The organism is Mesorhizobium sp. P2_B11 (genome assembly GCF_056404855.1).
Window position 1 is genome coordinate 888,971 of sequence record NZ_JBFUDF010000003.1, and the last position, 26,204, is coordinate 915,174.

Here is a 26,204-nt window from a genome sequence, read left to right on the forward strand (position 1 = left end):
TTGCGCGCAAAACAGTTCGCGGTTACGCCATGGCGCCGACAGCATGGAGTTCGTCATGGAAGATCGCATCCGTATCCGCTCGGAGGAAGTCCTGTCCGATGACTGGGCAGTCCTTAAGAAGACCGTCCTCGACTATCGCCGGCGCGACGGCCAGTGGGAGACGCAGATCCGCCAGACCTACGATCGCGGCGACGGCGCCGTGATCCTGCCTTTCGATCCCGAGCGCCAGACGGTGCTGCTGGTGCGGCAGTTCCGCTACCCCGCCTATGTCACCGGCCACCGCGAACCGCTGATCGAGGCCTGCGCCGGCCTGCTCGACGAAAACGATCCCGAAACCGCCATCCTCAAGGAGGCCGAGGAAGAGCTCGGCTATCACCTGAAGAACATCGAACGGCTGTTTTCGCCCTATATGAGCCCGGGCAGCGTGACCGAACGGCTGTGGTTCTTCGTGGCGCGCTACTCACCCGCCGACCGCATCTCGGCCGGCGGCGGCGCACCGGAAGAGGGCGAGGACATCGAGGTTCTCGAGATGCCGCTCGACGAGGCGCTGGCCGGCATCGCCGACGGTCGCATCATCGACGCCAAGACGATCATCCTGATCCAGCACCTGAAACTGTACCCGATGAAGGCCTAAGGTGTGTTGAGATTAAGGTCAGGGCGAGTCGAAAACGCGAGGCCGATCGTCGGAATAGTGCGCGATATTGTCCCGGACCATGCGGTAGATGGTGTCGGTGCCGGGTGCACGCGCACCGCGCTCCGCCAGAAAATCATGGGCCTGCGCGGCGGCCATGAGCTCGATCGCCAAAATGTATTCGGCGTTGTCGATCACGGCGAGCAGCTTGTTGGCTGCCACCGTTGGATGCGCCAGAAAATCCTCTTGCAGCCCGGATGTGACGCCGCCGTCGGTCGCCGCCGGTGCGGCCAGGCGCCGATTGACGTTGCTCAGCGACGTCGCGGTGTACTGGGCAATCATGAAGCCGGAATTGCTGCCGTCCTCATCGGCAAGGAAGGCCGGCAGATTGTTGACCAGAGGATTGACGAGACGGTCGATGCGACGCTCGCTCATGCCGGCCACCTGCGCCAAAGCAATGGTCAGACCGTCGGCGGCCTGCCCGAGCGCCGGCGCCACCGCATGCGCCTCCGAGACAACCTGAGGATCGTTCAACGTCCCGAACACAGCGGGGTTGTCGGTGACGGCAGCCAGTTCACGGTCGACCAGCTCAGCGGACCGGTCCAACACCTCGCGGGCGGCACCATGAACATGCGGCACGGCGCGAAGACTGAGTGCGTCCTGCGTGCGAGTGCCATGGGCAAGCGCGATAAGCGCGCTGCCGTGAAGCCAGCCGCGCAGCGATTTGCCCACATCCTGAATGCCGGGCGAGGGCCGCATCGCCAGGATGGCTTCGCCAAAGGCCGGCATTTGTGCGCCCGCGGCTTCAAGCGTCAAAGCCGCCGCCGCGTCGGCCCATCCCAGCAAGCGCTCGGCGCGCTGCACGGCGATGCTGATCAGGCCGGTCGCGCACGCCGTGCCATTGACGAGGCTCAAGCCTTCTTTTGCGCCGAGCTCCACGGGCTCCAGACCCATTTCAGCAAGCGCTTCCAATCCGCTCATCGAGCGACCCGCCACGGTTGCGCTGCCTTCACCGATCAAGACCAGGGCCACATGCGCGTTGTGCGTCAGATACCCGGCCGATCCCCTGGATGGCACGTCGGGAACGCAGTCGCGCTCGATAAAGGTGAGCAGATTGCGGACGATTTTGGGGCTTACACCCGAATGGCCATGCGCGAAATTCGCCACCTGGGCGGCAATGATGGCGCGCACGCCGCGTCTCGGCACCAGGTCGCCGACGCCGCATGCGTGGCTGCGAATGATGTTGCGCGACAGCTTCTTGTGCAGGGCAGGCGCCACCACCTTGCTTGCCAGTGCGCCGACCCCGGTATTGACGCCATAGGCGCGGATGCCTTTTTCGACGATGGAAGCGACGAGCTGGTTCGCAAAAGCGATCCGCTCCCATGCTGCTTCGCTCAGCGCCAGGGATTCGCCTTCGCTCACCTGCGCGATGTCGCGCCAGCTTGCGTTTTTGTCGATCGTTACTGTCATTGGTCGTTCCGAAAGAGCGCTGCGGATGCGCAAGCGCGGTTGGGTCGCGCGGAGGCGGCTGAGAAACTTGCTCTCGGCTCCGTACCGCACAACCGCCATGCATAATGGCGATGGAACCGGCGATTGATGCGACTGCAGCGACGTCGTGGGAAACAAAATGCTGATCCGGCACCCGAAACTCTACCCCGCTGTCCAGCACAGCCGCGGCCGCGTTTCGGTGGATGCGTGATCGGGGCTTGACCCGTGAATCCCGGTCGCCTAGTCGTCCGCAAGTTGTAAGGACACCGGAATGGCGCGTGGCGCAAAGGCATGGCTGAAGCGAAGCAGCGCGCGAGCATCTCTCCTGTTGCTGAACGCCGCGCTGCTTGTCCGCTACCGCCGGTTGACCCAGCGTTTCCTCGAGCGGATGCGGCATCTGCCGAATTTCGCGGCCCCTGTGACCTTCACGGAGAAGATCCACTGGCGCAAGATTTTCGATGACGATCCTCGCTTTGTCGGTCTTCTCGACAAGCTCAAGTCCAAGGAAATCGTCCGCGAGCAGCTTCCCTGGCTCGCCATCCCGGAGGTGTTGTGGCGGGGCGACGACCCACGCCAGATCCCCTTCGATGACCTGAAAATTCCCTACGCCGTCAAATGCAATCACGGTTGCGCCATGAACGTCATCGTTCGCGATCCGGCAAGCGCCGACCGGGAAGCGATCATTGCCGAGATGACGGGACATCTTGCTCAGACCTATGGCGCCCGCAAGCTTGAACGCAGCTATGCGCACATCGAGCGGCGGGTTTTCGTCGAAGCGCTGGTCGGCAAGGACCAGGATTATGACCCGGTCGACTACAAGCTCTGCGTGCTGGCCGGCCGCGTCGAATACATCGTCGTCGTCGCCTTCCGGTCCACCGTCAAGAATACCGGCCACCTGGATCGCGACTGGCGCCCGCTGAACATCGTCCAGGGCGCGATCGACTCGAGCCTGGAAATTCCTCCGCCAAAAAGCCTCGGCCGGATGATCGAGGCTGCCGAGGCGCTTGGCCGCGAGTTCGACATGGTGCGTGTCGACTTCTACGAGGAACAGGGGGAGCCGATCTTCGGAGAATTCACCATCTATCCGCGCAGCGGGCTGCTGCAATTCGACCCGGCTGCCTTCGACCGCGAACTGGGCGCGCATTGGGATATTGGCGCCTCAGGCTATCTCAGCCGTTTGCCCAGCCGATTTGCCCAACGATACAAGGCAATGCTCGTTGCCGCCGGCTATCTCGACATCAACTGATGCGCAGCTGCCGGTCGCACCTGGCGATCGATGAGCCACTTCTCGCGATTTCGGGATTCAGGGTCGGTCAATTTGTCCTGCCGGGATCGATCTTGGTGAGCCGCTTCTTCGCCTCGATCACGCGCCGTTGCGCATACCGGATTCGGCAGCACAAGGCGAGGTTCAGGGCAACGCCGCCGTCTTCATCGAGCAGGTTTTCAGCGCGTTCGAGATCCAGCTTTGCCCGGCCGACGCTCTGTCGTGCCCTGGCCAGTTCCAGGTTCATCAGGTCCATTGTTCCGCTTCCTTTGGGTTGCGGTCCCTTCGCAACACCAACCCCTGCCGAAAGCTTTGGTTCCTGCGGCGTATTGGCCGCTCAAGGCCGCGAACAACCTCTCCCGCACATTCCGCGGTGGAGCGCGATTATTGTGCGAACTGGTTCAGGGCTGTGGGGTCGATTTTCGTCAGAAGCCCTTCGGACTTTACGACCCGCTGCCGCGCAGATCGTATCCTGCTGGACAAAGCGAGGTTCTCAGCCACCATTCTCTCGCTGAGTACAAGCGCAAGCTCGGTTTGCCTGATGCGCTGCTGCTGGGCATCGGCGAGCTGCCTCGTCAGAGGATCGGCTGCCATTCTGGGTCCGGGGTTCGCGGGATTCATGAGCTCCTAACACATAGCGGGCGAAATCGTTCCCTATTGTCGGGCGAAACCGGCGCTGCATCAAGGGGGCTGGGGTTGGGATTCAGTCTTTGTGCGGCACGATGTAGCGACTGCTCTCCGCATTCGCCCCTACGCCCCGCGTGACGATGACCGTCCTATATCCGGCAGGAAGGGAGCCCGTAGTGGTTGGGTCGACCGGACTGCATCGCCCGACGATCTCGCCGTTGGGGGCGCCTGCGAGCCTGTTGGCTAATGCAACCTGGCATTCGTCAAGGGATGCGAACATCATGGCCGGTGACGTATCGAGCGGTTTGCAGACAGCCTGGCCTGGGCTGCACGACAGCAGAACCATCATTGCGGCAGTTGCCGGATCCATTTTCGCGTTTCTCCCCATGTTGACGAAATCTCAACGCGGGAACGGGGGCTTTGTTTCGCGGTTGCTAAAATATCAGAGCGTGCCTGGGAACAAGAGAGTGGCTATGTCGGTTCTCTAGGCATGCGCCCCAAACTCAAAGATCCGCCGCCGAGGCCCAGTCCGAGAAAGACGCCTGTCCGTCCAGACGAGGACGCATCGCCAGTTCCTCAACATGTCGACCCGCCACCGCGAGATGTGCGCGAGGCGCCGGCGCCAAATCCAAACGGCGATAAAAAGCCCTGACGGGCCGGCCTACCGCTGGCTGAGCCTTCCCGAGATCCTAGGCGTTGAGTCCTTGTGCGAGATCGCCAAAGGGTCGATCAAAATTAGCAGTCGCTAAAATTAATCCTTTGCGTTTAAGCGCACTGTAATCTGCCTCCAACGATAAAAGCCGGAACCGTCACATGGCTGGTAAGCCGACTGTTGGAGAAAACGATGCAAAAGCTTCCCTTGCTGATAGCGACTTCTGTCGGTGCGCTGGGCATTTTCATGACAGCGAATGCATTCGCAGGTCAGTTCTCCGATCACGCTGGAGCGACAACAGTCACCGCGCCAAGCGATGATGACCAGGTTGCCGCTGCCGGCGACCATGATGATGCGGTCGAAACCGACGCCAGCAATGGCCACCAGAATGACGACGATGCCGCCGCCGGCGCGCAAAAGGGTGGCGACGACCAGGGCGAGGATTCCGATGATGACAGCGGTAAGCACCAGGCCGGCGAGCACCATAACGGCGAGCATCAGAATGGCGAGCACCAGAGCGGTGAGCATGCTGGTGGCGAGGGTGGCGGTGGCGAGGGTGGTGGCAGCGGTGGCGAGGGTGGTGGCGAAGGCGGCGGTGACGACTGACACAGGCGGCTTAGCCGGAAACCCTGAGGAATAGCCTTAGTAACGCCGTCGCCACTTCCATGAAGCTGCACGCAGGCTTGTGCGGGAACGTCGCCTGGTCCCGGATCGGGTCGGTCCCGCTGCCACGCTGCCTCTAATGTCACCAAGTCGGTCATAGGGTGGCACGTTTACCGGGGAGGGGTGCGCTCAAGTCCGGCAGATGGTGCGGGGTCGCGGACAAAAAGAGTGGTCGCTGATCGATTTCAACCTGGTGCGGACGACGGGAATCGAACCCGTACGATCAGAGATCGAGGGATTTTAAGTCCCTTGCGTCTACCAATTCCGCCACGTCCGCAGGCCAGTCCTTTTCAGACGCCAGCGAAAACCCGTCAAGCCATCTTTTGCCGGGGATCGTCGCCCGGACTCGCAAAAGATGCTTCGCCATTTCAAAACAACAGGTTGTGAGGAAAATCTCAGTCGCCGAGGACGCTCAGAACTTGTAGCTGAGGTTGATGCCGACCGTGTTCAGCTTGACGTCCTGGTTGCGGCCGACGAATTCGTCGGACCCGTCATGGTGCTCGGAGCCGAAATCGTAGTAGCGATATTGGGCGCCGACGACGAACTTGTCGGTCAGCGCGTAGTCGACGCCGGCGCCGACCGTCCAGCCGACATGCGTGCTTGTGCTGGAAAAGTCGGGGGCTTGCGAGGTCTCGATGCCGCCGAAAGCGACGCCGCCAATGCCGTAGACCAGCAGCCGGTCCATGGCGAAGCCGGCCTTGGCGTTGACCGACCCGAACCACTTGATGTCGGTACCGAAATCATTTCCCGGGGGGCCTAGCACCGTCGTGCCTTTGATACGGGCATAGTTGAGCTCGGCCTCGGCGCCGATCACCGCCTGGTCGAACTGCCACAGGCCAGCGACGTGGCCGCCGACAAAACCGCCATCGATGTCGGGCGAGGTGGAAAACGGCTCGCCCTCCGTTCCCGTGATGTCGGACTGACCCCAGCCGTAGCCGCCCTGCAGACCGGCATAGTAGCCGGTCCAGTCGAAGCCCGGTTCGGTCATCGGCACCGCCATCGGGTCGGCGGCAAAAGCCGGCGCGGCCAGAGCGGTCAGAAATCCGGCAGTTGCGAGCGTCAGATGACGCATCGGGCTCCCCGAAATGGCGGTTCAGAAGACTCCTTGACGCAAGGTAGCCCTATTCGCAGTAAAACGAAACCCATTGTTCAGCGAACGAAATATGCCGTCGCTGCATGTGCTCGCTATTTGGCGTCGATGAAGTCCAGCGCCGCCTGGCTATATTCGTCCGGCGCCTGAAGCATGGCGAAATGGCTGGCATTGGGCAGGATGATAAGCTTGGCGCCCGGAATGACGGAGGCCATATATTCGGTGTGTTCGCGCTTGATCGCCTCGTCGTGGTCGCCGGCAACGATTGCGGTCGGCGTGGTGATCTTGCCGAGCTGTTCCTTGGTCCAGGCCGGCTCCGACTCCCACATGTGGCTGATCTGCGCCACGAAGGCATCGTACTGATCGGGCGTCTTCGACATCTTCTTGTAGTCGCGGCCCGAGCGGTCGATGTAGGCGGCAAAGGTCTTGTTGGTCATCACGCCGGGATCGACGCCATCGGTGGTGACATTGGCGGCTTGCGCAAAGAGCCGGGTCAGCCGCTCCGGATGATGCAGGGCGATGTCGATGCCGATAATGCCGCCGTCGCTCCAGCCGACAAGAGCGGTCTTGTCGATCTTGAGGTAGTCGAGCAGGGCCAGATAGTCGGACGCCATCAGGTCATAGCCGTAAGGCTGCTCGGTGCGGGTGGATCGGCCATGGCCGCGGCTGTCGGCGACGATCACCTTGTGGGTCTTGGACATCGTCGCCACCTGGCTCGCCCAGATGTCGGCGTGGCCAAGGCCGCCATGGATCAGAAGGATCGGATCGCCGGCGCCGAAAACGGCGTAGTACATCTGGATGCCGTTGACCGGCGCATAGCCGCTCTGATCCGGTTTGGGCATCGCCGCCGGCTCCGGCAAGGTCTGCCAACGTTCCTCGGCGGATGCAAAGCCGGCCGAGATCAGGAACAGGGTGACGAAGACAAACGCTTTCAGGAACCGGGTCATGACTTCACCTCAGGAGGGTTTCGTCCTTGGGTCGTTTCGCCCTTGGACGATAGCGAAGGCCGATTTAACAGTCTCCGCCTGTGCGGAGTCAACGAACGGGGTTTCGGGCTGGCAGCGTGAAATTGAAATTTCAAACCGTGCCGCCCGCCGCAACGCGTCCGGTTGCGCCTGGGACGGCAATGGCAACAAAAAACCCGCCTTGCGGCGGGGCATCGGCGCAAATCAGCACCATGTGAAAAACTATAGCACAAGTGCCGGCACAAATGAAGATCGCCGAACGGATTTCGCCCGCAATCGCTGGTCAAAGCCATGCCGGCTTGGCACAGTCGGGCAAACAGGAGTCTCCGATGGCAAAGACCGCGCACGCGACGAAACCCAAGCCCTGGACCGAGATGGCGACGCATCTGGTCGACGTCGCGACCGGGCGCAAGCCGGCCGATCTCGTCATTCGCAACGGCCGCTGGGTGAATGTGCATTCGGGCGAGATCATCGCTGGCACCGACATCGCCATTGCCGGCGGACGCTTCGCCTATTGCGGGCCCAATGCCAGCCATGCCATCGGCCAGGGCACCAAGGTGGTCGATGCCGGCGGCCGCTATCTGGTGCCTGGCCTTTGCGACGCGCATATGCATGTCGAGAGCGGCATGGTGACGGTGACCGAGTTCTGCCGCGCCGTCATTCCGCACGGCACCACCTCGATGTTCATCGATCCGCATGAGATCGCCAATGTGCTTGGCCTGCCCGGCGTGCGGCTGATGCATGACGAAGCTGTCGCCATGCCGATCAACGTGCACGTGCAGATGCCGTCCTGCGTGCCTTCCGCACCTGGGTTGGAGCATGCCGGCGCCGAACTGACGGTTGCCGATGTCACCGAGGCGATGACCTGGGAGAACATCATCGGCCTTGGCGAGGTGATGAATTTCCCCGGTGTCGCCGCCAACGATCCGGTGATGTCGGGCGAGATCGCCGCGACCGTGAGGGCCGGCAAGACCGTTGGCGGCCACTATGCCTCGCGCGATCTCGGCCTGCCGTTCCACGGCTATGTCGCCGGCGGACCGGAGGATGACCATGAGGGCACGCGCGCCGAGGATGCGATCGCGCGGGTGCGCCAGGGCATGAAGGCGATGCTGCGACTCGGCTCGGCCTGGTACGATGTCGCTGCGCAGATCAAGGCGGTGACCGAGAGTGGCATCGATCCTCGCAATTTCATCCTGTGCACCGATGACAGCCATTCCGGCACGCTGGTGCATGAAGGCCACATGGACCGGGTGGTGCGCCACGCCATCCAGCAGGGGCTGAAGCCGGTGACGGCGATCCAGATGGCGACTCTCAACACCGCCCAGCATTTCAAGCTGGAGCGCGAGATCGGCTCGATTGCGCCGGGACGGCTGGCCGACCTGCTGATCGTCTCCGATCTCGCCGCCATGACCATCGACGAGGTCTATGGCCGCGGCATCAGGCTGGCCAAGGGCGGCAAGCTTGAGATCGACATTCCGGCCTATGACTATCCGAAGACGGCCAAGAACACGGTCAAGCTCGGCAAGAAGCTCAAGTCAGGCGACTTCGACATCGTGGCGCCCAAGGGCGCCAATGAGGTGCGGGTCAGGGTCATCGGCGTCATCGAGAACCAGGCGCCGACGCGGGCGCTGGAGGCCGATCTGCCGGTCGAGGACGGGCTGGTCGCCATGGACCGTCGCAACGACATCTGCCAGATAGCGCTGGTCGAGCGCCATCGAGGCACAGGCGGCGTCACCAACGCCTTCGTCTCCGGCTTCGGCTATATGCGCGACTGCGCCATGGCCTCCAGCGTGGCGCATGACAGCCATCACATCATCTGCGTCGGCACCAACAAGGAAGACATGGCGCTGGCCGTCAACCGGCTGGGCGAGGTTGGCGGCGGCGTGGTGCTGTTTTCAAAGGGCAAGGAACTGGCGCTGGTCGAAATGCCGATCGCCGGGCTGATGTCGGACGAGCGCGCCGAAATCGTCGCGGCCAAGGCGGAGGAGCTGACCGAGGCGATGCGCAAGATGGGTTGCTCGCTCAACAACGCCTATATGCAGCATTCGCTGCTAGCGTTGGTCGTCATTCCGGAGCTGAGGATTTCCGATGTCGGCCTGATCGACGTGACGACGTTTCAGAAGGTCGATCTTTTTATATAAGCTGTTCGGGGTATCCAAGCTCACTGTAGCTCTGCGTGGACTTTTGTAAGCGGAATTAGAAGAGATAGTTTTCAAATAAGGACACAGCAATCCCTAACACAATAGATCCAAAAAACGCGATATAGGCGCACATGTCGTTTCTATTTTCTATTTTTCTCCATCGTTGCGTATCCTTATCAAGGAGGTTGAAATAGACTAGAATACCAATAGCGCCTAAGCCAAATATCCACATCGAGTACGGCACGAGATAAAGTCCTTCACCCGCCGGTGGCGATGGTCAGCACCTTGAACGGGGTGGTGATGACGACTTCGGCCATGGAGCCGACGGCCTTGCCGATCCCCTTGCCGATATCGTCAAACTCGCCCGGATCGTTCGATCGCAGCGCAGCTGGTGTACGCAGTCGGTCACCGAGCAATTGCACCAGGATCGGATTGTCCGCGAACTTGGCATGGTTCAAACGGTCACCGCCCTTGGTCTTGGTCAGATCCGCCACGACCACGCCATAGCTGGCGAGGTCGGCCGCATTGCCGTAGTCACCGACGCGCGGCTTGTCGCCGGAGATGATGGACGACAGCTTCAGCGCACGGTCGTCTCCCGAAAGCAGGATGGCGAACGGCTTGTCGGGTTTGCCGTAGCGGATCATCTGTTTCTTGAAGACGTCGACATCGATATCGGGCGAGGCGAGGACGACATAGCCGAGCTTGCCGCCGAGATCGCGGTCGCCGGTGATGGCGAGCTGGCGCAGCGCCTCCATGGTCAGCCAGGTTCCCATCGAATGGGCGATGATGTCGATGCTCTTGACCTTTGTCTTGGCGAGCATCCTGAGCGTCGCTTCTAGATCGTCGCGCGCAGCGGTCGAGCTGTCCTTGTCGTAGATGTAACCGGTCGTCTTGCCGCTCGAGGCCCAGGAAAACAGCACCGGAGTGCCTGGGTATTTGGTGTCATGGGCGATCTGCGTCAGCCGGAAGACGCCGTCGTCGAAACCGTTGTTGAAGCCGTGCACGAACACCAGCGCGCGGTCGCCACTTATTGCGATGTTGCCGCCGACGGCGTTAGCAAATTGCTGCTGGTCCCCGTAGTGGACGACCTCGGTGGCGGTAAACTGCTTGGCCGGGTTGGAGTTGGCCGAACCCTTGGCGCGTTCGATGGCGCCGACCTGGTGAACCTTCGGCACGGTGACGTCGACGCGGGCGTAGTTGGTGGTCAGCGAACGATCGCCGTCGAACACCTGGCGCGGATCCTTGGTCGCCGGCTGGCGGGTGGTGGCGACGAAGATTTCGTGCGTGGCCGCGATGTCGGAGGCGGGCACCGACACCGTCGTCTTGTTCAGGAGGTCATGCGTGTTCCGGCCGGCGCAGCCGGTGACGGCGAGCGCGAACGCAAGGACGAGGACAGTCTTCCAACGCACGTTCACGCGAAATTCCCTCAAGGCGGCAAATATTAACGCCTCCGGCTATTCCGATAAAGCCAGAGGCCGGTCCGGTCCAGTTCAAAGTGGGCGCGGGGGGCAACTGCACGCTGCCCAATGAAGCCGTCAACTATTGCCCGAGCGCGCTGATGCGGTCGGTCACCGTCTGGTCGCTGGCAAAGCCGTCATCCTCGCGCAGCCGCTGGCCGATCATCTTCACCAGTTCGGGATTGTCGGCGAATTTGGTGTGGTTGAAGCTGTCGGTTCCCTTGACCTTGGAGAGGTCGACCACGGTGACGCCATAGGCGGCGAGGTCGGCGGCATCCTTGTAGTCGCCGACGCGCGGCCGCGAGCCGGCGATCAGGCCGGAGAGCCGCAGCGCACGGTCATCGTCGGAGAGCAGCAGGATGAACGGCTTGTCCGGCTTGCCGTAGCGGCGCATCTGGCTCTTGAACACGTCGACATCGATGTCGGGCGAGGCCAGCACCACATCGCCGAGCTTGCCGCCGAGATCGCGGTCGCCGGTGATGGCCATTTGGCGCAGCGTTTCCATGGTGACCCAGGTTCCGAGCGAATGGGCGACGATGTCGATGCGCCGCGCGCCGGACTGCTGCAGCATGCGCAAGGTCACTTCGAGCTGGTCGCGGGCGGCGCTGGCACTTTCCTTGTCATAGACATAGTCGGTGGTCTTGGCGCCCGAGGCCCAGGAAAACAGCACCGGGGTGCCGGGATAGCCGGAATCATGGACGATCTGGGTCAGGCGGTAGACCGCGTCGTCGAAGCCGGTGTTGTAGCCATGCACGAAGACCATGACGCGGCCACCGCGCGCGGCGATGTCGGCGTTGAGCGCACTGGAGAATTTCGGCTGCGCGTCATAGCCGACAACCTCGGAAGCCATGAAATATTTCGCCGGGTCGTTGGAATTGCCACGCGAACGGCGTTCGATCTGGCCGGTCTGGTGGATGCCGGGAACGGTGACGTTGACGCGGGCGTAGTTCAGCGTCGCCGAGCGCTCGCCGTCGAAAACCTTGTTGGGATCATCGGATTTCTTGCGCGTCGTGGCGATGAAGATCGAGTGATTGCCCGAGATTTCGGTCACCGGCGTGGACATGACGGCGCTGCCGAGCAGTTCCTCGGTTTTACGGCCGCCGCAGCCTGCCACAAGCAAGGCAAGCGCAAGAATGCAAATCGTCTTCAAACGCACGTCAAAATTCCACTTAAGCCCCAAAAGGGCCATCCACCCTCCGCGACACCTCCCGGACAGTGAGAGTGCGGCGGAAGTAAGTCGTGTCCAGCCTAAATGCGTTCAGCGCCGGGCCACAGTCATCGCACTGTTGCGCGAAAGCCAAAATGGCGGCAGGAACGCCGGTATGTTTGAGAAGGGCAGCACCTCGGGCTTCAGCCTGATGCCGAGCACATCGCCCATAAAAGCGCGGCGCGCCTCGATCCGGTGCCAGGCCTCGGGGTAACGGGCGGCGATCTCCTCGCGCAAGGCCTCATCCGCGAGCGCGATGCCGTCCTCGATGTTGGTGGTGAAATAGCTGGTTCCGGTCGCCGGAATGATGTCGACCTGCAGCGCCATGCCCGACCGCAGCTTGATGTCCGAACCGGAAAACACCGGCGAATGCATCCATTCGTCGATATGGACGAGATGGCCGGGATTGAGTGAGACGCCGAAGAACGGATCGCCTATGCGGTCATGCACGGCTTTCCACAGCGCACCGCCGGTAACGCCAATGCCGATGGTCTCGTACCAGTCGACGACGGCAGCGAAATAGGGCGCGACCAGTTTTTCGACATAGTCGCTTATGTCGTTGGGAAGCTCGGCCGCACTTTCGACCAGGAAGCCGGCGCGGGCATTGAGCGACCCCTGGATGCCATAGGCCATGGTGATCGGATCGCCGCGCTTGATGATGTCCAGGCGCGGGCTGGGCAGGCCGTAGGGCGCACGCTTGCCGGCGGACAGCATCGGGTGGCAGCACAAGGGCAGGCCGTTCATCCCCATCAGCTTCGCGGCCTGCAATTCGGTCATGCCGGGCTCGATACCGCTCAGCACGTTGCGCAGGCCTTGCGAGGAAAAGGTGGCGGCGAATTCGAAGGCTGCCAGCTGATCGGCCTCGTTGATGGCGCGCAGACCATCCATCGGGTTCATCAGAAGGTTGGCGGCGTTGATTACCGCGCCCTTGTCTCCGGCCAGTGTGCGAAGCGTGTCGGCGATGAAGGATGGCAGGTCGAGCGTCGCCTCGCCAAATCCGCCATCGCCGGGGCCGAACGGCTTCCAGCCGATGGCGCCGATTTTCTGGCCGCCCTTCAGGCCGCAGGCGGCAAGCGTGTCGGCGAGCGTGGCGGAGCGGTCGCGTGGCTGCGCCGGCAGCGAGAAGGTCTGGTAGAGGACGCGCTCATAGGGCCCGCCGCAGATTTCGGCGTAGCCCCAGCCCTCATTGCCGACGAGAAGTTTTGGCTGGCTGCCGGGGACGATAACCAGCAGCGTCTCTTCGAAACGCGGATCGTAGCCGCTGAGATAGGCGACATTGGCCGCATGCTCGCGGTCGCCATAGACGGCGAAGGCGTCGAGCCCGGCGTCAGTGCCGCGCGCCAGCAGAGCCTCGATGCGCGCTTCGTAGGTGCGGCGCTGAAGCAGCGGCATCACGGTCGACTCGCCGAACTCGGGAAGCGTGACGGTTTTCAKGGCGACAGCCGAAACAGGCATGGAACGGCGCTCCAGTGATTTTGATGGCGCATCGATGAAGGATCGAGCGATCGCATCGGTGGCTGCAAACGGCGAATTATGCAATAGGCGTTCGACATGTTCGGGTTCAAACGCCGCAGCTTCGCAAGCAGTGATTTTCTAGACCTTTCCAGGATCGAGCCCGGATCGCTGCTCGGCATCACCTGCGCCGGCAAGACGGACGGCGGCGGCGCCCAGGTCCATGCCGTGATGTCGGCGATCCTGTTTTCGCGGGCGGCTGGACTTGCCTATTTCCATTCGTCGTTCACTTCGGTCGATCACGGTGAGGAGCCGAAGGTTTTTGCGGCAAGGTGGGAAGCGGCCTTCAATCTCGGGCAAGGTGCTCCGGGCGTTCCCGATGGCGTGCCGATCATTTCGGGCGAGACCTTCAGCCAGGGCTATCGCGGCGCTCCGGCCGTTGTCGCACAGCAGCACTTCCACGGCTTTGCCGAGCGCAATCCTGATCTTTACAGCCAGCTGGCCGATGAGTTTCGCGCGCGGCTCGCCTTGCCGCAGCGAAGATTCGAGGTTCCCACGATCGCCGTTCACGTCAGGCGTGGCGATGTCGCCGGTGACGCTGCCCTTGCATCCCGACTGACCGACAACGCCAGCATCCTGCGAAACATCAGCCACGTGCAGCGCGACCACCCGCGGCACCGCGTCGTCATCTTCTCGCAAGGTGTCGAATCCGACTTTGGGCCATTGGCAGACAGCTGTTCGTTCGAGCTGAATTCAGATGTGTTTTCCACGATCTCGGCATTGATCGCGGCCGACTGCCTGATCATGGCGAAAAGCTCGCTGAGTTATGTCGCCGGCTTGCTGTCCAAGGGTAGCGTGTATTACGAACCGTTCTGGCATGGGCCGCTGTCGTCCTGGCGGGTTCTGCCGAAGCCGCCGGGCGCCTTGCGCCAGGCGATCTGGGGATGATTTCATGAACAGCTTTTCCGCCCGTGTTGGCGTCGCCGCTGCAGCGATCCGCGAAATCTTTCCCGAAACGCCGCTGCAGGAAAACGACTATCTGTCGAAGAAGACCGGGGCGCGGGTGCTGCTGAAGCGCGAGGACCTTTCGCCGGTGCGCTCCTACAAGATCCGCGGCGCCTTCAACTTCTTCCGCAAGGCGCTGGCCGCCGGCAACGAGGCCGAACTGTTCGTCTGCGCCTCGGCCGGCAACCATGCGCAAGGCTTTGCCTTCGTGTGCCGCCATTTCGGCAAAAAGGGCGTGGTCTTCATGCCGGTGACGACACCGCAGCAGAAGATCGACAAGACGCGGCTGTTCGGCGGCGATTTCGTCGAAATCAGGCTGGTCGGCGACTTCTTCGACGACTGCTATCGCGCCGCCTTCGAATTCACCGAAAGTTCGGGCGCGCATATGGTGCCGCCCTTCGACCACAAGGATATCATCGAAGGGCAGGCCACCGTTGCCTATGAGATCGCCGACCAGATGCCCGGCGCGCGCATGCCCGACATCATCATGCTGCCGGTCGGCGGCGGGGGCCTGGCGGCCGGGGTGACGCACTATTTCGCCGACCAGCAGCGCGAAGCCCGCTACGTCTTCTGCGAGCCGGCCGGCGCGCCGAGCCTGCATGAGAGCCTGGCCAGCGGCAAGCGTATCAAGCTCGCTAATGTCGACAATTTCGTCGACGGCGCGGCGGTGGCCGAGATCGGCCGCGAGCCATTGCGCCACCTCAAGGAGTTTGCCGCTGATGCTGTCCGTCTGATCCCCGAGAACCGGCTCTGCGCCACCATGATCGAAATGCTCAACATCGAGGGCGTGGTGCTGGAGCCGGCCGGTGCGCTGGCGATCGATGCGCTGAAGGATTTTTCGCGCAAGGAAATCCGCGGCAAGACCATCGTCGCGGTGGTGTCGGGCGGCAATTTCGATTTCGAGCGGCTGCCCGATGTGAAGGAGCGGGCGCTGCGCTTCGAGGGGCTGAAGAAGTACTTCATCATCCGTTTCCCGCAGCGGCCGGGTGCGCTGCGCGACTTCCTCGAAATGCTCGGTCCCGACGATGACATCGCCCGCTTCGAATATCTGAAGAAATCGGCGCGCAATTTCGGTTCGGTGCTGATCGGCATCGAAACCAAGGACCGGCGCAATTTCGACCTGCTGAAGGCGAATTTCGAGGCCGAGGGCGTGCACTACCAGGACATCACCGACAACGAGACGCTGGCCGGGTTCATCATATGAGCAGCACTGTGTTCGTCGCGCTGTTTTCCGGCATCAATGTCGGCGGCAACCGTATCGTCAAGATGGCGGAGTTGCGGGCGTTTTTCGAGGCGCTCGGCTTCACCGACGTCGCCAGCTATGTGCAGAGCGGCAATGTCGTGTTCCGCGCCAGGAAGGGCGACCCAGCCGCACTGACCAAACAGTTAGAGGCCGCCTTCGAGAAACAATGGGGTTTTCATTCGCGCATCATGGTGCGCGACCTCGGCTGGTTTGAGCGGCTGGTGAGCGAAAACCCCTATCCGGAAGTGGCCGGCGATCCGAGCAAGCTGCACGCCTATACGCTGGAGCGTGAGCCGACGGCGGACGAGATCGCCAGACTTGCCGAAAAATGCACCGGCCCCGAGAGTTTCGAGGTCAAGGGCGACGTGCTCTACCTCAAGGCGCCGGACGGGCTCGGCAAATCGGTGTTCGCCAACCTTCTTCCGCGCGTGCTCAAAGTGCCGGGCACCGCGCGCAACTGGCGTTCGGTATTGGCGCTGCTGGAGATGGCCGGCCAGGCCGGCGCAAAATAAGGGCTAAGTCGCCGAAGCCTGCTTCCATTCGAAGATCAGTTCTTCGCGGAAGGCAAAGCGCTTGATGTGATCGGCAACGACGCTTTCCAGCCGCTCCAGCGATCCGCCTTCATCCGTCGACACGGTGATGTGCAGCGCTGCCGCGTCGGCATCGAGAACCGTGCGGCCCAGCGTCAGATCGATGGTGCCATGGTTCGGATCGAACTCGACGGGAAATTTGTGTGCCCAGTGTTTGCACAACTGCTGCAAATAGCGGCTGGCGTGTTCGGTGGCGACATCGGCATGGCTGGACGGCATAAGCGAATTCCTTGGTCTGAGCGCTGGCTGTCGGCTGGGCGCGATGACCGCCTACATAGGTGGCGTGAGCCGGAATCGCAAAGGCGGCCGGCTTTAACCCCGACCGCCTCGCTTCAAGATGACGTGATTGCTTACCAGGTGCCGGTGTTCGGCATCGACGCCCACGGCTCGGCCTTGGGCTTGGCCGGTCCCTTCTGCAGCAGCTCGAATGAGATGCCGTCGGGCGACTTGACGAAAGCCATGTTGCCGTCGCGCGGCGGCCGGTTGATGACGACGCCACTGTCCATCAGATGCTGGCAGGTGGCGTAGATGTCGTCGACCTCATAGGCGAGGTGGCCGAAATTGCGGCCGCCCTTGTAGTCCTCCGGATCCCAATTGTAGGTCAGCTCGATCAGCGGCGCCTTTTCGGCGATGCCGCTCGCTTCGTCCTCGGACGCAGCGAGGAAGATCAGCGTGAAGCGGCCCTGCTCGTTTTCATAGCGGCGCACTTCCTTCAGGCCGAGCTTGTTGACATAGAAATCGAGCGAGACATCGACGTCGGCGACACGGACCATGGTGTGGAGGTAGCGCATGGGATTTCCTCGGGGATGTTTGGGTTGCGAGGCAACATAGAGTCCGCCCCGCCGAAGGGCAACGAGCATCGGACTTAAAAGCGCTCGCCGGTTCTGGAAAAGTCGGATTGCTCTGACAAAAGCACCCTGCCGACAAGTGGTTGCCGATTCCGGCAAAATCCGGCGCAAATTGCCGACCGGTTGGAGGTGCGATCGACCAGCGGTGCCGCCAACCGGCAACGCCGGCAAACAACTAATTAGGTATTCTTGTATCGAACCGTGAAAAAAGGCACGGCAGGTCTTGCACACCCCGGAAGCGGCGGTGTTAATCTGATGTCAAGAATCACTTGCGGTTTTCTTGAAAAAAAGGGGGCGTTCTTATGGGGGATAGGGCCTCTTTCACGAGGCGGGATGAGAACCTTGACGACGCCCTGAAGCGCGACAGTGGCGGCGACACCGCCGATCTGGTCGAAATCGCCGGCGCCATCAAATGGTTCGACGTGGCCAAGGGCTACGGCTTCATACTTCCCGATGACGGCTCTTCGGGTGACATCCTCCTCCATGTGACGTGTCTTCGAAAGGACGGTTTCCAGACTGCGCTGGAAGGCGCGCGCGTCGTGTGTCTCGTCAAGCATGGCGACCGCGGTCTGCAGGCGTTCCGGGTGCTGTCGATGGACACCACCACGGCGATCCACCCGGCCGAGATGCAGGAACAGCGCACCCATGTGTCGGTGACGCCGGAAAGCGGCCTCGAGCGGGCGCTGGTGAAGTGGTTCAACCGCACCAAGGGCTTCGGCTTCCTGACCAGGGGCGAGGGCACCGAGGATATCTTCGTCCATATGGAGACGCTGCGCCGCTACGGCATCACCGAGCTCAGGCCCGGACAGGTCGTGCTGGTGCGTTTCGGACGCGGTGACAAGGGCCTTATGGCTGCCGAGATTCACCCCGATATGGGCACCTTGCCGGTCGCGCATTAGGACGCGAGCATTCTGAGGAATTCGGGCCGACGAATTCGGGACGGCTCTCTTTCCTTGTTTTCTTGCTTTCACCACGATCTTATCCGAATACCTGAGGCCGCTTTGGGGATCATGGTTTCCGGTCGAGGATTTCAGATGGCGCACAGGAACTGGCTGACTGCGGGCGCGCTCTGCGTCATCGTTGCCGTGGCCGCCGGCGCCTACTTCTATTCGGGGCGGCCGACCGCGTCCCAGCAGGCTGCCGCCGGCGACAGCCAGGCGATGATCCTTCCCGTCGATCCGACACCGCTGGTGGTGGCGACGAAAGGCGGGGACAAATCCTTCACCATCGAAGTCGCGAACACCGAAGCGGAGCGCGAGGCCGGCCTGATGTACCGCCGGGACATGGCGGACGATCATGGCATGCTGTTCGTCTTCGAGATGCAGAAGCAGGTCGGCTTCTGGATGCGCAACACGCCGATGCCGCTCGACCTGATCTTTGTCGGCCAGGACGGCAAGATCCGCGCGGTCAAGCATGGCGAGCCGTTCTCCGATGCGGTCATCTCGCCAGGCGTGCCGGTGCGCTTCGTGCTCGAGCTCAAGGCCGGCATTGCCGCCAAAAACGGCATCGAGTATGGCGATCTGCTGCGCCATCCGGCCGTCGGCACGGCGCCCGGGCCTGGCATGCCGCCGGCAGACAAGGGTGACTCGCCAACGCCCGGCGCGGGTTGAATGGTGTCGATGCAGTTCTTTTCTCATGACGGGTTCGACCTTGCCTTTCTCGACCGCCAGCCGGCGTCGGGCAGTGGTGATCCGGTGCTGATGATCCACGGCTTTGCCTCCAGCCACTACGTCAACTGGGTGTCGCCGGGCTGGTTCAAGACGCTGAACGACGCCGGCTACCGCGCCATCGCCTTCGACAATCGCGGCCATGGCTCGTCGTCGAAGAGCTATGACGAGGCCGACTATACGCCGGCCAAAATGGCATCGGATGCGGCAGCGCTGCTCGACCATCTCGGCATCGGGCGTGCGCATGTCATGGGCTATTCGATGGGTGCGCGCATCTCGGCGTTCCTGGCGCTGTCCGATCCCGACAAGGTGGCGACACTGGTCTTCGGCGGCCTCGGCATCGGCATGGTCGACGGCGTCGGCGACTGGGATCCGATCGCCGAAGCGCTGCTGGCCGATGATCCGGCCGCCACCAGCCATCCGCGCGGCCGCTCGTTTCGCGCCTTCGCCGATCAGACGCGCAGCGACCGCCGGGCGCTGGCGGCCTGCATCGCCACCTCGCGCGAACTGCTCAGCGAGGATGACATGACGCGCATCGCCCAACCGACGTTGATTGCGGTGGGAACGACAGACGATATCGGCGGTTCGCCCGACGAACTGGCCGCTCTCATGCCGAATGCCAGGGCATTTCACATCGAAGGCCGCGATCACATGCCGGCGGTCGGCGACAAGACCTTCAAGCAGCGCGTGCTGGAGTTTTACGCCGAAAATCCGCTCTAGAGCGGATGGCAATTTTTTTGTTCACGCATGATCTTTTCCGAAAACCGGTTCCCACTTTTCGGGATCATGCCTAGGGGGCACTATGGCGCAATGGGGAAGGGGCGCGGACGCCGTGCCAGGCACGGTCGCGCGAACGACGTTCGGCAAACGTTCCGTTATACTGGCGCTGGCTGCTTTCGCTGCCGGAGCTGTTGCGATCGCCATCATGGTGGCGATGCCGAGCGACGCATCGCAACGCGCCCAGAACATCGGAACGGCTATCTTCGCGGCGGTGTTTCTGCTCGCCGGACCAATAGCGCACATCACCGGCGTGGTCTTCGGCGTGATGGCGCTGGCACGCGCCAACGACAGTCGCGGGCTTGGGCTCTTGGGGATTGTCCTGAACGGGCTGTCGGTGGCGGGCGGGCTGACGCTGCTGGCGGCAATGGCATCGACGATCGGCGCTTTTACGTGATTGCGCGCGACCCGCCGCCTTGCTGCTTCTCGCGGTGGTGCCGCTTTGGTTGATCTTCTCGTTACCTACATGGAAATGCGCCAGGCGGATCCGGCGCCCGCCCGCGCCAAGCCGGCTGCCGGCGCCTCGGTTGCGCTGGAGAGGCTGGACAGCGCCAGTTACATCAGCCTCTACCGCGCCGTCGGCGAGCCGGTGCAGTGGGACCAGCGGCTGCGCATGCCCGCAGCGGAGCTGGAGCGCCTGCTGGCGCTGCCCTCGACACACATCCACGTGCTGCGCGTCGAGGGCGCGGCCGCCGGCCTGTGCGAATTCAACGGCGTCGGCCAGCCTGACGTCGAGCTGGTCCATTTCGGACTGGTTCCCGCTTTCCATGGCCGCAGGCTCGGGCCGTTCCTGCTCGACCAGGCGCTTCGGGCCGTCTGGTCGCATGCGCCGCAAAGGATCTGGCTGCATACCGACACCTATGATCATCCGGCCGCACAATCGGTCTACAGCCGCGCAGGCTTCAAGGCTTACGCACAGCGCATGGAAACTTTTCCGGACTAATGCCGCGACAATGATCAGCCGGTCAGAGCTTCGATCGAGCGCGCTATGTTCTGCCTCGCCTGCGGTTCGAACCGCTGCCGGAATTCATCCGTGTGGAAAATGTGGTCTCGAGCGAGGAAAGTCTTCAGGACAGCGCCGCGGCCGGCGCGCCACATCGGCTCCTCGACCCAGGCATATTCGCGTCGGACCGCACGCTCATAGGCGTCGAACGCATCGGGCGCGGCGCCCAGGATCGACAGATCCATGTCGAGGAAAAGGCTGGCGTCCCGCAGCCCCGCCGCATCGTCGAACGACGGCAGCTGGTGCGTCGATGTGGCGAGGATCATCGCGCTGATGCGGCTCAAGCGTTCCGCATCGGTGCGTCCGGCCAGATCTTTCTCGGCAAGGGCCGCGCTTTGCGCCTCATTGTCCTTGGCCTTGCTGTCATAGACGGCGTCGTGGAACCAGATCGCGGCTTCGACGGCTTCGGGATCATGCAGCGACGCGCGATAGTCCTCGGCCAGCGCCAGCATCGCCTCGATATGTCTGAGGTTGTGGTAGTGGCGGTCCTCGGCCCGATAGAGCGCCGAGAGTAGCCGCTTCAGCGGTTCGTCGATCAAGGGCTGGTCTTTCAAGTTTGTCATCCGTCCAGTTAACCGATCTCAGCCCCCAGGAGTCAAAACCAATCATTTCAAACCTTGCGCGGGCAGGGGCTCTGGGGAATGTTGCCAATTCCATCCAACTGAGGAGGCTGACATGACGAATACCGTGCCGGGGAAGATCGACATGAAGCTCGAGGCCGTCATCATTGCCGTTGCGGATGCTGAGCGGTCCAAACAGTTTTATGGCGGCCTGGGTTGGCGGCTCGACGCCGACTTCGTCGTCGGCGATGCGTTCCGGGTCATTCAGTTCACCCCTCCGGGCTCGCCGTGCTCGATCCATTTCGGCAAGGGCCTGACGACAGCCGCGCCGGGTTCGGCCAAGGGACTTTACCTCGTGGTGTCCGATATCGTGGCCGCACACGCCGAACTCGTGGCGCGCGGTGTCGAGGCGAGCGAAGTGTTCCACCGTGCGGGGCCCGGGCAGCCGCCGGTCAGCGGCCGGCATCCGGAAGGGCGCAGCTATTCCTCCTATGTCACGTTCAGCGATCCCGACGGCAACAGCTTCATCCTGCAGGAAATCACCCAGCGTCTGCCTGGGCGCGTGGACGCCGGGGACACGATATTCACCTCGGTGGGCGAAGTTGCGACTGCACTGCGGCGCGCGGCGGCGGCCCATGGCGAGCACGAGAAGCGGACCGGCGGGCAGTATGATGTGAACTGGCCCGACTGGTATGCCGAACATATCGTGGCGGAACAGGCTGGAAAGCCGCTGCCGACCTGAAAGGCTCGGCATCGCGCGGGTCCGCTGGCCCGTTTCCTGGGAGGGCGGCGATCAAGGGTTCGTTTTCCATGGCGGCTTGAATCCGCGTGAACCAAATCCATTTGATGAAGCACTAAGGAAAATTGAGTTCAATCGTGCTATGATCTGGCCTATATGTGCGGCCGGATAACAAGCCGGCAGGCCGGAGACGTCGATGAACAGCATTACGATTGCCCGCCCCACAATGGTGCAGCCGGTCGACCCGATCTGGCGCTCGATCCGCGACGAGGCGATGGACGCGGTCAACCGCGACCCGCTTCTGGCGGCGTTCCTCTATTCGACCATCCTCAACCAGGAGAGCCTGGAAGAGGCGGTCATCCACCGTCTGGCCGAGCGGCTTGCGCATCAGGACATCGGTTCCGACCTCATCCGCCAGACCTTCAAGTCGATGCTGGCCGACGACAAGGAATGGTCGTCGATCGTGCGTGTCGACATCCAGGCCTATTACGACCGCGACCCGGCCTGCGACCGCTTCATCATGCCGGTGCTCTATTTCAAGGGTTTTCACGCCATCCAGACGCACAGGCTGGCGCATTGGCTGTGGAACCAGGGCCGCAAGGATTTTGCGCTCTATCTGCAGAGCCGCTCGTCCTCGGTGTTCCAGACCGACATCAACCCGGCCGCCCGCATCGGCAAGGGCATCTTCATCGACCACGCCACCGGCCTTGTCGTCGGCGAAACGGCGGTGATCGAGGACGATGTGTCGATCCTGCACGGCGTGACGCTGGGCGGCACCGGCAAGGCCGGCGGCGACCGTCACCCCAAGATCCGTTACGGCGTGCTGATCGGCGCCGGCGCCAAGATCCTCGGCAACATCGAGGTTGGCCATTGCTCGAAGATCGCGGCAGGCTCTGTGGTGCTGTCGCCGGTGCCGCACAACAAGACGGTTGCCGGCGTGCCGGCCCGCGTGGTCGGCGAGACCGGCTGCGACCAGCCTTCGCGCCAGATGGACCAGCTTTTGCCGTCGCAGTCGATGGACCAGGTCGTCAGCTTCGACATCTGATTTGCACGATCCGGTGTGCCGGGCTTGAAGTCAGGCTGCCGGGGGTGTTGCCCCTTAACTTCGCGTTCTATCCAGCCGGCTTGCCTTTACATCGCCATTGTCGACGTGCCAGAAGCGCGTTCCAACGAGCAAGCCCGACGATCGGAGAAGACTTTTGAAGCCGGACGAAATCAGAAAGCTGGACGCCTATTTCAAGCGCGTCTTCCAGAATCCCAAACTCGAAGTGAAGGCGCGGCCGCGCAAGGAAGATTCGGCCGAGGTCTATGTCGGCGACGAGTTCCTCGGCATCGTCTTCAAGGACGAGGACGACGGCGACTATAATTTCTCGATGGCGATCCTCGACATCGATCTGGCCTGAGCCAAAACTTTGCGGCTGACCGGACCTGCCATGGTGCAGGCCCGCGGCTTTCACAATCAGAAAATATGCAACGAATTCAGCCGGCTATCTCGCGGCCTTGAGGACGCGCGTGGCCTCGGCGACGATGGCCGCGTCGAGCGCCTGCCAGTTGCCCAGAAGTTCCCGGGGAAATCGGTAGGTCAGGCTGAGGCTGTCGCCGACCTGGATGTCGCGTTCGCAGGGCGCCAGCGATTCCTCGGCCGTCGGTCCGCTCAGGCAGCGGGCGACGAACGGATCCTTGCCGGGGCGGCCGGCAACCGCAAGCACCTCGTTGAGATAGCCTGATTTTTCGCTGAAGCCGTAAATCATCGTGCCGCCGGGGCCGGGCGTTCCGGGCTGGTCGATCAGCGCGCTGTAGATCGGCGCGAAACGGCCGCTCATGTCGCGCGACATCATTTGCGGTTCGAACGACAGGAAGATGATGTTTTTGGCCGTTCCCGTATGGTTGAAGTCGTCGCGGGCGGCTTGGCTGTAGCCGTCCATCTGAGGATAGCGCAGATAGAGGTCGAGGCGCGAAGCGAGGCCGTCGCGCCGCGCCTGCAGGAAGCGGATGGCATTGGACGGAACGGCAATGACATTGTTGCCGATCACCACACGATGGATCGTGGTGTCGTCGGTATAGCCGGCCATGGCGATCGAGCGGCCGAACCATGTGCCACCAAGGCTGATCGCCAGCGACAGCAGCGCAAGCGCGGCAAAGGCGTAAAACACCCGCTTCATCAGCACGGAATCGACGACGTTGAACTCTTCGGCGGTCGCTGCCTGCTTCATCGCAATCCCCACAATCGCCGCCCCTGTCCTTGGACGGCACACATGCCGCGGCATGGCTCTTGCAACGCGGCTGTCGGATGCGACTGTGCGATTTCATGGTAAACGGAAGGTAAAGATGAGCCTGCTGCTGCCCGTTCTCTTCGCTTTTGCCGTCGGGCTCACCGCCTGCGGACTTGCCGGCTCCGTGATGGAGCTGGCGGCGGGCCGCCGGCTTGCCTTTGCCGAGCCCTATGTGTCGCCAGCACACATCCTGCGCTCGCTGGCCGCAACCGCTTGCGCCGGGCCGTTCATGCTCGCCAACGATGCGCTGGATGCGCGGCGCGAAGGCCGTATTTCGACGCTGATGCTGATGTCCTGCGGCTGCACGGTGATGGCCTGGGCGCTGGCGCTGGGCATCGTGCTGATTGCCATTGCCTCGTGGGGCGTCGATTCACCAGGCGCGGTTCAGCTTCTGGTGGAAGCGCTGGACCGGTATCCCGTCTTGAACTGAAAACCGGTGCGCGGTTTCCTAGGAGAAACCGTTGCGCGATTTTCCCGGCTTTGTTTTAGGGTTCGTTCCGGCCTGAGACGAATCGGAGACGAAAAATGCCGACCTACGCGATCGACGGAAAGGCGCCTCGTTTCGAGGATGCCGACTCGAACTGGATTGCGCCCGACGCGACGCTGATCGGCGACGTCAAGGTCGGCCGCAATGCCGGATTCTGGTTTGGCGTGGTCATCCGCGGCGACAATGAGCCGATCGTCATCGGCGCCGACAGCAACGTCCAGGAACACACGGTGATGCACACCGACCCCGGTTTTCCCCTGACGATCGGGCAGGGCTGCACCATCGGCCACCGCGCTCTGCTGCATGGCTGCACGATCGGCGACAACAGCCTGATCGGCATGGGCGCCATCGTGCTGAACGGCGCCAGGATCGGCAACAACTCGCTGGTCGGCGCCGGCGCGCTGGTCACCGAAGGCAAGGAATTCCCCGACAATTCGCTGATCGTCGGCTCGCCCGCACGCGTAATCCGAACGCTGGACGACGCCGCAATCGCCAGGCTGCGCGTCTCGGCCGCGCATTACGTCGCCAACGGCAAGCGCTTCAAGGCCGGGCTGAAGACGGTTTGAGGCCGGCGTGACCGGTCTCCCGGTCGCGGGCGTTCAACTCACTGTCAGCCGCGTCCGGCCATCGCATCGCGCAACAATGAAGCGCCGTCTTCAAAGCCGGCTTTGTCGGCCTCCTCGAGGGCTGTCGTATAGTGATCGATCCGGGTTTTCAGCGCCGGGTCGGCGCCCATCGCCAAAAGCAGGCGGATCGCCTCGACACTGCGGATGGCCACCGCATAGTGAAGCGGCGTCCAGTCGTTCACGCCCCGCATGTTGGGGTCGGCGCCACCGTCGATCAGCACGCTGACGATTTCCAGCCTATCGGCTCGGTCGGTGGACAGCGCAGCAATGATTGCCGGAAACCCGCCGTCATCCCCGTAGTTCGGATCCGAGCCCGCATCCAGCAAGGTCGAGATAAACCCGACCGGGCTCCAATAAATCGCATATTCCAGCGGATGTCCGAGGCCGAGTTCGAACTGCATGCGCTCGTTAAACCATCCGGGCGAGCCGCCCAATGCCACGCCGAGCCCCTCGAAATCGCCGGCCTTGAACGCGTCGTCGATCGCCTTGAACAGGCGGTGGCGCTCGCACCGATCTTCCGGGATTTCCAACATCGCCGTGATCCAGACCAACGGCACATAGTGCTTCGATCTGGGTTGCGTGAAAAGGCGTGTCGCGATCTTCAGGTGCGCCTGGCGGCTCGATGAGATCAGTGACCTTTGGAAATCAAGCGCTCTTCGTGGTCTTCGTGGCGCACTTCTTGGCAACATTAGTGCTCAAATTGACATCGGACGGGTATTGGTCGCTTATTGTTGCAACTGAGACATGAT

29 protein-coding genes and 1 tRNA gene are annotated in these 26,204 nt (G+C 62.5%); 16 read left to right on the top strand and 14 right to left on the bottom strand.

Annotation, left to right across the window (positions count from 1 at the left end):
- Window positions 1-55 precede the first annotated feature (55 nt).
- Window positions 56-634, top strand: a complete 579-nt coding sequence (locus tag AC1DYJ_RS12905; protein WP_477281322.1) for an NUDIX domain-containing protein — start codon at window positions 56-58, stop codon at window positions 632-634.
- An 18-nt stretch (window positions 635-652) separates the two neighbouring features.
- Here the strand turns inward: AC1DYJ_RS12905 and AC1DYJ_RS12910 are convergent, their stop codons facing one another.
- Window positions 653-2,101 carry an aromatic amino acid ammonia-lyase gene (locus AC1DYJ_RS12910; RefSeq protein ID WP_477426097.1) on the bottom strand — a complete coding sequence of 483 codons (1,449 nt, stop codon included), beginning with the start codon at window positions 2,099-2,101 and terminating at the stop codon, window positions 653-655.
- Between the two features lie 289 nt (window positions 2,102-2,390).
- Here AC1DYJ_RS12910 and AC1DYJ_RS12915 point away from each other — a divergent pair, with 289 nt between their 5' ends.
- A complete protein-coding gene (locus tag AC1DYJ_RS12915) occupies window positions 2,391-3,365 on the top strand; it encodes an ATP-grasp fold amidoligase family protein (RefSeq protein ID WP_477281326.1) in 975 nt (324 codons plus the stop codon).
- Window positions 3,366-3,432: 67 nt separating this feature from the next.
- On the opposite strand, the gene AC1DYJ_RS12920 is transcribed toward AC1DYJ_RS12915, so the two are convergent.
- The 5 genes from AC1DYJ_RS12920 to AC1DYJ_RS12940 form a co-directional block, all read right to left on the bottom strand.
- On the bottom strand, window positions 3,433-3,639 hold the full coding sequence (locus AC1DYJ_RS12920; RefSeq protein WP_477281328.1) for a hypothetical protein: 207 nt from the start codon (window positions 3,637-3,639) through the stop codon (window positions 3,433-3,435).
- A 1,122-nt stretch (window positions 3,640-4,761) separates the two neighbouring features.
- Window positions 4,762-5,271, bottom strand: a complete 510-nt coding sequence (locus tag AC1DYJ_RS12925) for a hypothetical protein (RefSeq protein ID WP_477281329.1) — start codon at window positions 5,269-5,271, stop codon at window positions 4,762-4,764.
- Between the two features lie 245 nt (window positions 5,272-5,516).
- Window positions 5,517-5,602, bottom strand: a tRNA-Leu gene (locus AC1DYJ_RS12930).
- Window positions 5,603-5,737: 135 nt separating this feature from the next.
- Window positions 5,738-6,397 (bottom strand): outer membrane protein, encoded by a 660-nt coding sequence (locus tag AC1DYJ_RS12935; RefSeq protein ID WP_477281331.1) that lies wholly within the window; start codon window positions 6,395-6,397, stop codon window positions 5,738-5,740.
- Between the two features lie 113 nt (window positions 6,398-6,510).
- Window positions 6,511-7,362, bottom strand: a complete 852-nt coding sequence (locus tag AC1DYJ_RS12940; protein ID WP_477281333.1) for an alpha/beta fold hydrolase — start codon at window positions 7,360-7,362, stop codon at window positions 6,511-6,513.
- A 347-nt stretch (window positions 7,363-7,709) separates the two neighbouring features.
- Between AC1DYJ_RS12940 and ade the strand changes: the two genes are divergently transcribed.
- Complete coding sequence (gene ade / locus AC1DYJ_RS12945; protein WP_477281335.1) at window positions 7,710-9,521, top strand: adenine deaminase; 1,812 nt, start codon at window positions 7,710-7,712, stop codon at window positions 9,519-9,521.
- 257 nt (window positions 9,522-9,778) lie between these two features.
- On the opposite strand, the gene AC1DYJ_RS12950 is transcribed toward ade, so the two are convergent.
- From AC1DYJ_RS12950 to AC1DYJ_RS12960, 3 genes are all read right to left on the bottom strand, one after another.
- Window positions 9,779-10,936, bottom strand: coding sequence for an alpha/beta hydrolase (locus tag AC1DYJ_RS12950; protein ID WP_477281337.1), 1,158 nt, complete (start codon window positions 10,934-10,936; stop codon window positions 9,779-9,781).
- Window positions 10,937-11,060: 124 nt separating this feature from the next.
- The gene (locus tag AC1DYJ_RS12955; protein WP_477281338.1) at window positions 11,061-12,167 is read right to left on the bottom strand and encodes an alpha/beta hydrolase; all 1,107 of its coding nucleotides are present in this window, start codon (window positions 12,165-12,167) and stop codon (window positions 11,061-11,063) included.
- 69 nt (window positions 12,168-12,236) lie between these two features.
- The gene (locus AC1DYJ_RS12960; protein ID WP_477426099.1) at window positions 12,237-13,640 is read right to left on the bottom strand and encodes an aminopeptidase P family N-terminal domain-containing protein; all 1,404 of its coding nucleotides are present in this window, start codon (window positions 13,638-13,640) and stop codon (window positions 12,237-12,239) included.
- 96 nt (window positions 13,641-13,736) lie between these two features.
- On the opposite strand from AC1DYJ_RS12960, the gene AC1DYJ_RS12965 reads away from it, so the two are divergent.
- The 3 genes from AC1DYJ_RS12965 to AC1DYJ_RS12975 are packed head-to-tail and all read left to right on the top strand — an operon-like array spanning window position 13,737 to window position 16,397.
- Window positions 13,737-14,585: an O-fucosyltransferase family protein gene (locus AC1DYJ_RS12965; RefSeq protein ID WP_477281341.1), complete on the top strand. Its 849-nt coding sequence runs from the start codon at window positions 13,737-13,739 to the stop codon at window positions 14,583-14,585.
- 4 nt (window positions 14,586-14,589) lie between these two features.
- Window positions 14,590-15,846, top strand: a complete 1,257-nt coding sequence (ilvA, locus tag AC1DYJ_RS12970; protein ID WP_477281342.1) for a threonine ammonia-lyase IlvA — start codon at window positions 14,590-14,592, stop codon at window positions 15,844-15,846.
- A complete protein-coding gene (locus AC1DYJ_RS12975; protein ID WP_477281344.1) occupies window positions 15,843-16,397 on the top strand; it encodes a DUF1697 domain-containing protein in 555 nt (184 codons plus the stop codon). The genes ilvA and AC1DYJ_RS12975 overlap by 4 nt, the downstream gene beginning before the upstream one ends.
- A gap of 3 nt (window positions 16,398-16,400) precedes the next feature.
- On the opposite strand, the gene AC1DYJ_RS12980 is transcribed toward AC1DYJ_RS12975, so the two are convergent.
- Window positions 16,401-16,694 (bottom strand): DUF2218 domain-containing protein, encoded by a 294-nt coding sequence (locus AC1DYJ_RS12980; RefSeq protein ID WP_477281346.1) that lies wholly within the window; start codon window positions 16,692-16,694, stop codon window positions 16,401-16,403.
- Between the two features lie 131 nt (window positions 16,695-16,825).
- On the bottom strand, window positions 16,826-17,266 hold the full coding sequence (locus AC1DYJ_RS12985) for a VOC family protein (RefSeq protein WP_477281348.1): 441 nt from the start codon (window positions 17,264-17,266) through the stop codon (window positions 16,826-16,828).
- A gap of 359 nt (window positions 17,267-17,625) precedes the next feature.
- Here AC1DYJ_RS12985 and AC1DYJ_RS12990 point away from each other — a divergent pair, with 359 nt between their 5' ends.
- The 5 genes from AC1DYJ_RS12990 (at window position 17,626) to AC1DYJ_RS13010 (ending at window position 20,710) form a co-directional block, all read left to right on the top strand.
- Entirely contained in the window at window positions 17,626-18,222 is a 597-nt protein-coding gene (locus tag AC1DYJ_RS12990) for a cold-shock protein (protein ID WP_112563409.1), read from the top strand.
- Window positions 18,223-18,357: 135 nt separating this feature from the next.
- Entirely contained in the window at window positions 18,358-18,933 is a 576-nt protein-coding gene (locus tag AC1DYJ_RS12995) for a DUF192 domain-containing protein (protein ID WP_477281350.1), read from the top strand.
- A gap of 9 nt (window positions 18,934-18,942) precedes the next feature.
- Window positions 18,943-19,710 carry an alpha/beta fold hydrolase gene (locus AC1DYJ_RS13000; RefSeq protein ID WP_477281352.1) on the top strand — a complete coding sequence of 256 codons (768 nt, stop codon included), beginning with the start codon at window positions 18,943-18,945 and terminating at the stop codon, window positions 19,708-19,710.
- Window positions 19,711-19,792: 82 nt separating this feature from the next.
- Window positions 19,793-20,164, top strand: coding sequence for a hypothetical protein (locus AC1DYJ_RS13005; RefSeq protein WP_477281354.1), 372 nt, complete (start codon window positions 19,793-19,795; stop codon window positions 20,162-20,164).
- A gap of 45 nt (window positions 20,165-20,209) precedes the next feature.
- The gene (locus AC1DYJ_RS13010) at window positions 20,210-20,710 is read left to right on the top strand and encodes a GNAT family N-acetyltransferase (RefSeq protein ID WP_477281356.1); all 501 of its coding nucleotides are present in this window, start codon (window positions 20,210-20,212) and stop codon (window positions 20,708-20,710) included.
- Between the two features lie 14 nt (window positions 20,711-20,724).
- Here AC1DYJ_RS13010 and AC1DYJ_RS13015 read toward each other — a convergent pair whose 3' ends face one another.
- On the bottom strand, window positions 20,725-21,333 hold the full coding sequence (locus tag AC1DYJ_RS13015) for an HD domain-containing protein (RefSeq protein ID WP_477281358.1): 609 nt from the start codon (window positions 21,331-21,333) through the stop codon (window positions 20,725-20,727).
- Window positions 21,334-21,445: 112 nt separating this feature from the next.
- Between AC1DYJ_RS13015 and AC1DYJ_RS13020 the strand changes: the two genes are divergently transcribed.
- The 3 genes from AC1DYJ_RS13020 (at window position 21,446) to AC1DYJ_RS13030 (ending at window position 23,472) form a co-directional block, all read left to right on the top strand.
- The gene (locus AC1DYJ_RS13020; protein ID WP_477281360.1) at window positions 21,446-22,072 is read left to right on the top strand and encodes a VOC family protein; all 627 of its coding nucleotides are present in this window, start codon (window positions 21,446-21,448) and stop codon (window positions 22,070-22,072) included.
- A gap of 193 nt (window positions 22,073-22,265) precedes the next feature.
- Window positions 22,266-23,114, top strand: a complete 849-nt coding sequence (gene cysE / locus AC1DYJ_RS13025; protein ID WP_454574060.1) for a serine O-acetyltransferase — start codon at window positions 22,266-22,268, stop codon at window positions 23,112-23,114.
- Between the two features lie 154 nt (window positions 23,115-23,268).
- Window positions 23,269-23,472: a DUF3126 family protein gene (locus tag AC1DYJ_RS13030; protein WP_006200852.1), complete on the top strand. Its 204-nt coding sequence runs from the start codon at window positions 23,269-23,271 to the stop codon at window positions 23,470-23,472.
- 84 nt (window positions 23,473-23,556) lie between these two features.
- Here AC1DYJ_RS13030 and AC1DYJ_RS13035 read toward each other — a convergent pair whose 3' ends face one another.
- Window positions 23,557-24,282: a hypothetical protein gene (locus AC1DYJ_RS13035; RefSeq protein ID WP_477281362.1), complete on the bottom strand. Its 726-nt coding sequence runs from the start codon at window positions 24,280-24,282 to the stop codon at window positions 23,557-23,559.
- Window positions 24,283-24,397: 115 nt separating this feature from the next.
- Here AC1DYJ_RS13035 and AC1DYJ_RS13040 point away from each other — a divergent pair, with 115 nt between their 5' ends.
- The gene (locus AC1DYJ_RS13040; protein WP_477281364.1) at window positions 24,398-24,772 is read left to right on the top strand and encodes a DUF6949 family protein; all 375 of its coding nucleotides are present in this window, start codon (window positions 24,398-24,400) and stop codon (window positions 24,770-24,772) included.
- Between the two features lie 95 nt (window positions 24,773-24,867).
- Entirely contained in the window at window positions 24,868-25,395 is a 528-nt protein-coding gene (locus tag AC1DYJ_RS13045) for a gamma carbonic anhydrase family protein (protein ID WP_477281366.1), read from the top strand.
- Between the two features lie 44 nt (window positions 25,396-25,439).
- Here the strand turns inward: AC1DYJ_RS13045 and AC1DYJ_RS13050 are convergent, their stop codons facing one another.
- Window positions 25,440-25,988, bottom strand: a complete 549-nt coding sequence (locus tag AC1DYJ_RS13050) for an ankyrin repeat domain-containing protein (RefSeq protein WP_477426101.1) — start codon at window positions 25,986-25,988, stop codon at window positions 25,440-25,442.
- Window positions 25,989-26,204 lie beyond the last annotated feature (216 nt).

Bases quoted from the DNA above. Each gene is read 5' to 3' on its own strand.
- ade (WP_477281335.1), top strand. From the start codon at position 7,710: ATGGCAAAGACCGCGCACGCGACGAAACCCAAGCCCTGGACCGAGATG.
- AC1DYJ_RS13015 (WP_477281358.1), bottom strand. From the start codon at position 21,333: ATGACAAACTTGAAAGACCAGCCCTTGATCGACGAACCGCTGAAGCGG.
- AC1DYJ_RS12910 (WP_477426097.1), bottom strand. From the start codon at position 2,101: ATGACAGTAACGATCGACAAAAACGCAAGCTGGCGCGACATCGCGCAG.
- AC1DYJ_RS12935 (WP_477281331.1), bottom strand. From the start codon at position 6,397: ATGCGTCATCTGACGCTCGCAACTGCCGGATTTCTGACCGCTCTGGCC.
- AC1DYJ_RS12995 (WP_477281350.1), top strand. From the start codon at position 18,358: ATGGCGCACAGGAACTGGCTGACTGCGGGCGCGCTCTGCGTCATCGTT.
- AC1DYJ_RS12915 (WP_477281326.1), top strand. From the start codon at position 2,391: ATGGCGCGTGGCGCAAAGGCATGGCTGAAGCGAAGCAGCGCGCGAGCA.
- AC1DYJ_RS12905 (WP_477281322.1), top strand. From the start codon at position 56: ATGGAAGATCGCATCCGTATCCGCTCGGAGGAAGTCCTGTCCGATGAC.
- AC1DYJ_RS12985 (WP_477281348.1), bottom strand. From the start codon at position 17,266: ATGCGCTACCTCCACACCATGGTCCGTGTCGCCGACGTCGATGTCTCG.
- cysE (WP_454574060.1), top strand. From the start codon at position 22,266: ATGAACAGCATTACGATTGCCCGCCCCACAATGGTGCAGCCGGTCGAC.
- ilvA (WP_477281342.1), top strand. From the start codon at position 14,590: ATGAACAGCTTTTCCGCCCGTGTTGGCGTCGCCGCTGCAGCGATCCGC.
- AC1DYJ_RS12990 (WP_112563409.1), top strand. From the start codon at position 17,626: ATGGGGGATAGGGCCTCTTTCACGAGGCGGGATGAGAACCTTGACGAC.
- AC1DYJ_RS13035 (WP_477281362.1), bottom strand. From the start codon at position 24,282: ATGAAGCAGGCAGCGACCGCCGAAGAGTTCAACGTCGTCGATTCCGTG.
- AC1DYJ_RS12955 (WP_477281338.1), bottom strand. From the start codon at position 12,167: ATGGCCCTTTTGGGGCTTAAGTGGAATTTTGACGTGCGTTTGAAGACG.
- AC1DYJ_RS12940 (WP_477281333.1), bottom strand. From the start codon at position 7,362: ATGACCCGGTTCCTGAAAGCGTTTGTCTTCGTCACCCTGTTCCTGATC.
- AC1DYJ_RS13000 (WP_477281352.1), top strand. From the start codon at position 18,943: ATGCAGTTCTTTTCTCATGACGGGTTCGACCTTGCCTTTCTCGACCGC.
- AC1DYJ_RS13040 (WP_477281364.1), top strand. From the start codon at position 24,398: ATGAGCCTGCTGCTGCCCGTTCTCTTCGCTTTTGCCGTCGGGCTCACC.
- AC1DYJ_RS12920 (WP_477281328.1), bottom strand. From the start codon at position 3,639: ATGGACCTGATGAACCTGGAACTGGCCAGGGCACGACAGAGCGTCGGC.
- AC1DYJ_RS13050 (WP_477426101.1), bottom strand. From the start codon at position 25,988: ATGTTGGAAATCCCGGAAGATCGGTGCGAGCGCCACCGCCTGTTCAAG.
- AC1DYJ_RS13045 (WP_477281366.1), top strand. From the start codon at position 24,868: ATGCCGACCTACGCGATCGACGGAAAGGCGCCTCGTTTCGAGGATGCC.
- AC1DYJ_RS12980 (WP_477281346.1), bottom strand. From the start codon at position 16,694: ATGCCGTCCAGCCATGCCGATGTCGCCACCGAACACGCCAGCCGCTAT.
- AC1DYJ_RS13020 (WP_477281360.1), top strand. From the start codon at position 21,446: ATGACGAATACCGTGCCGGGGAAGATCGACATGAAGCTCGAGGCCGTC.
- AC1DYJ_RS13005 (WP_477281354.1), top strand. From the start codon at position 19,793: ATGGCGCAATGGGGAAGGGGCGCGGACGCCGTGCCAGGCACGGTCGCG.
- AC1DYJ_RS12975 (WP_477281344.1), top strand. From the start codon at position 15,843: ATGAGCAGCACTGTGTTCGTCGCGCTGTTTTCCGGCATCAATGTCGGC.
- AC1DYJ_RS12965 (WP_477281341.1), top strand. From the start codon at position 13,737: ATGTTCGGGTTCAAACGCCGCAGCTTCGCAAGCAGTGATTTTCTAGAC.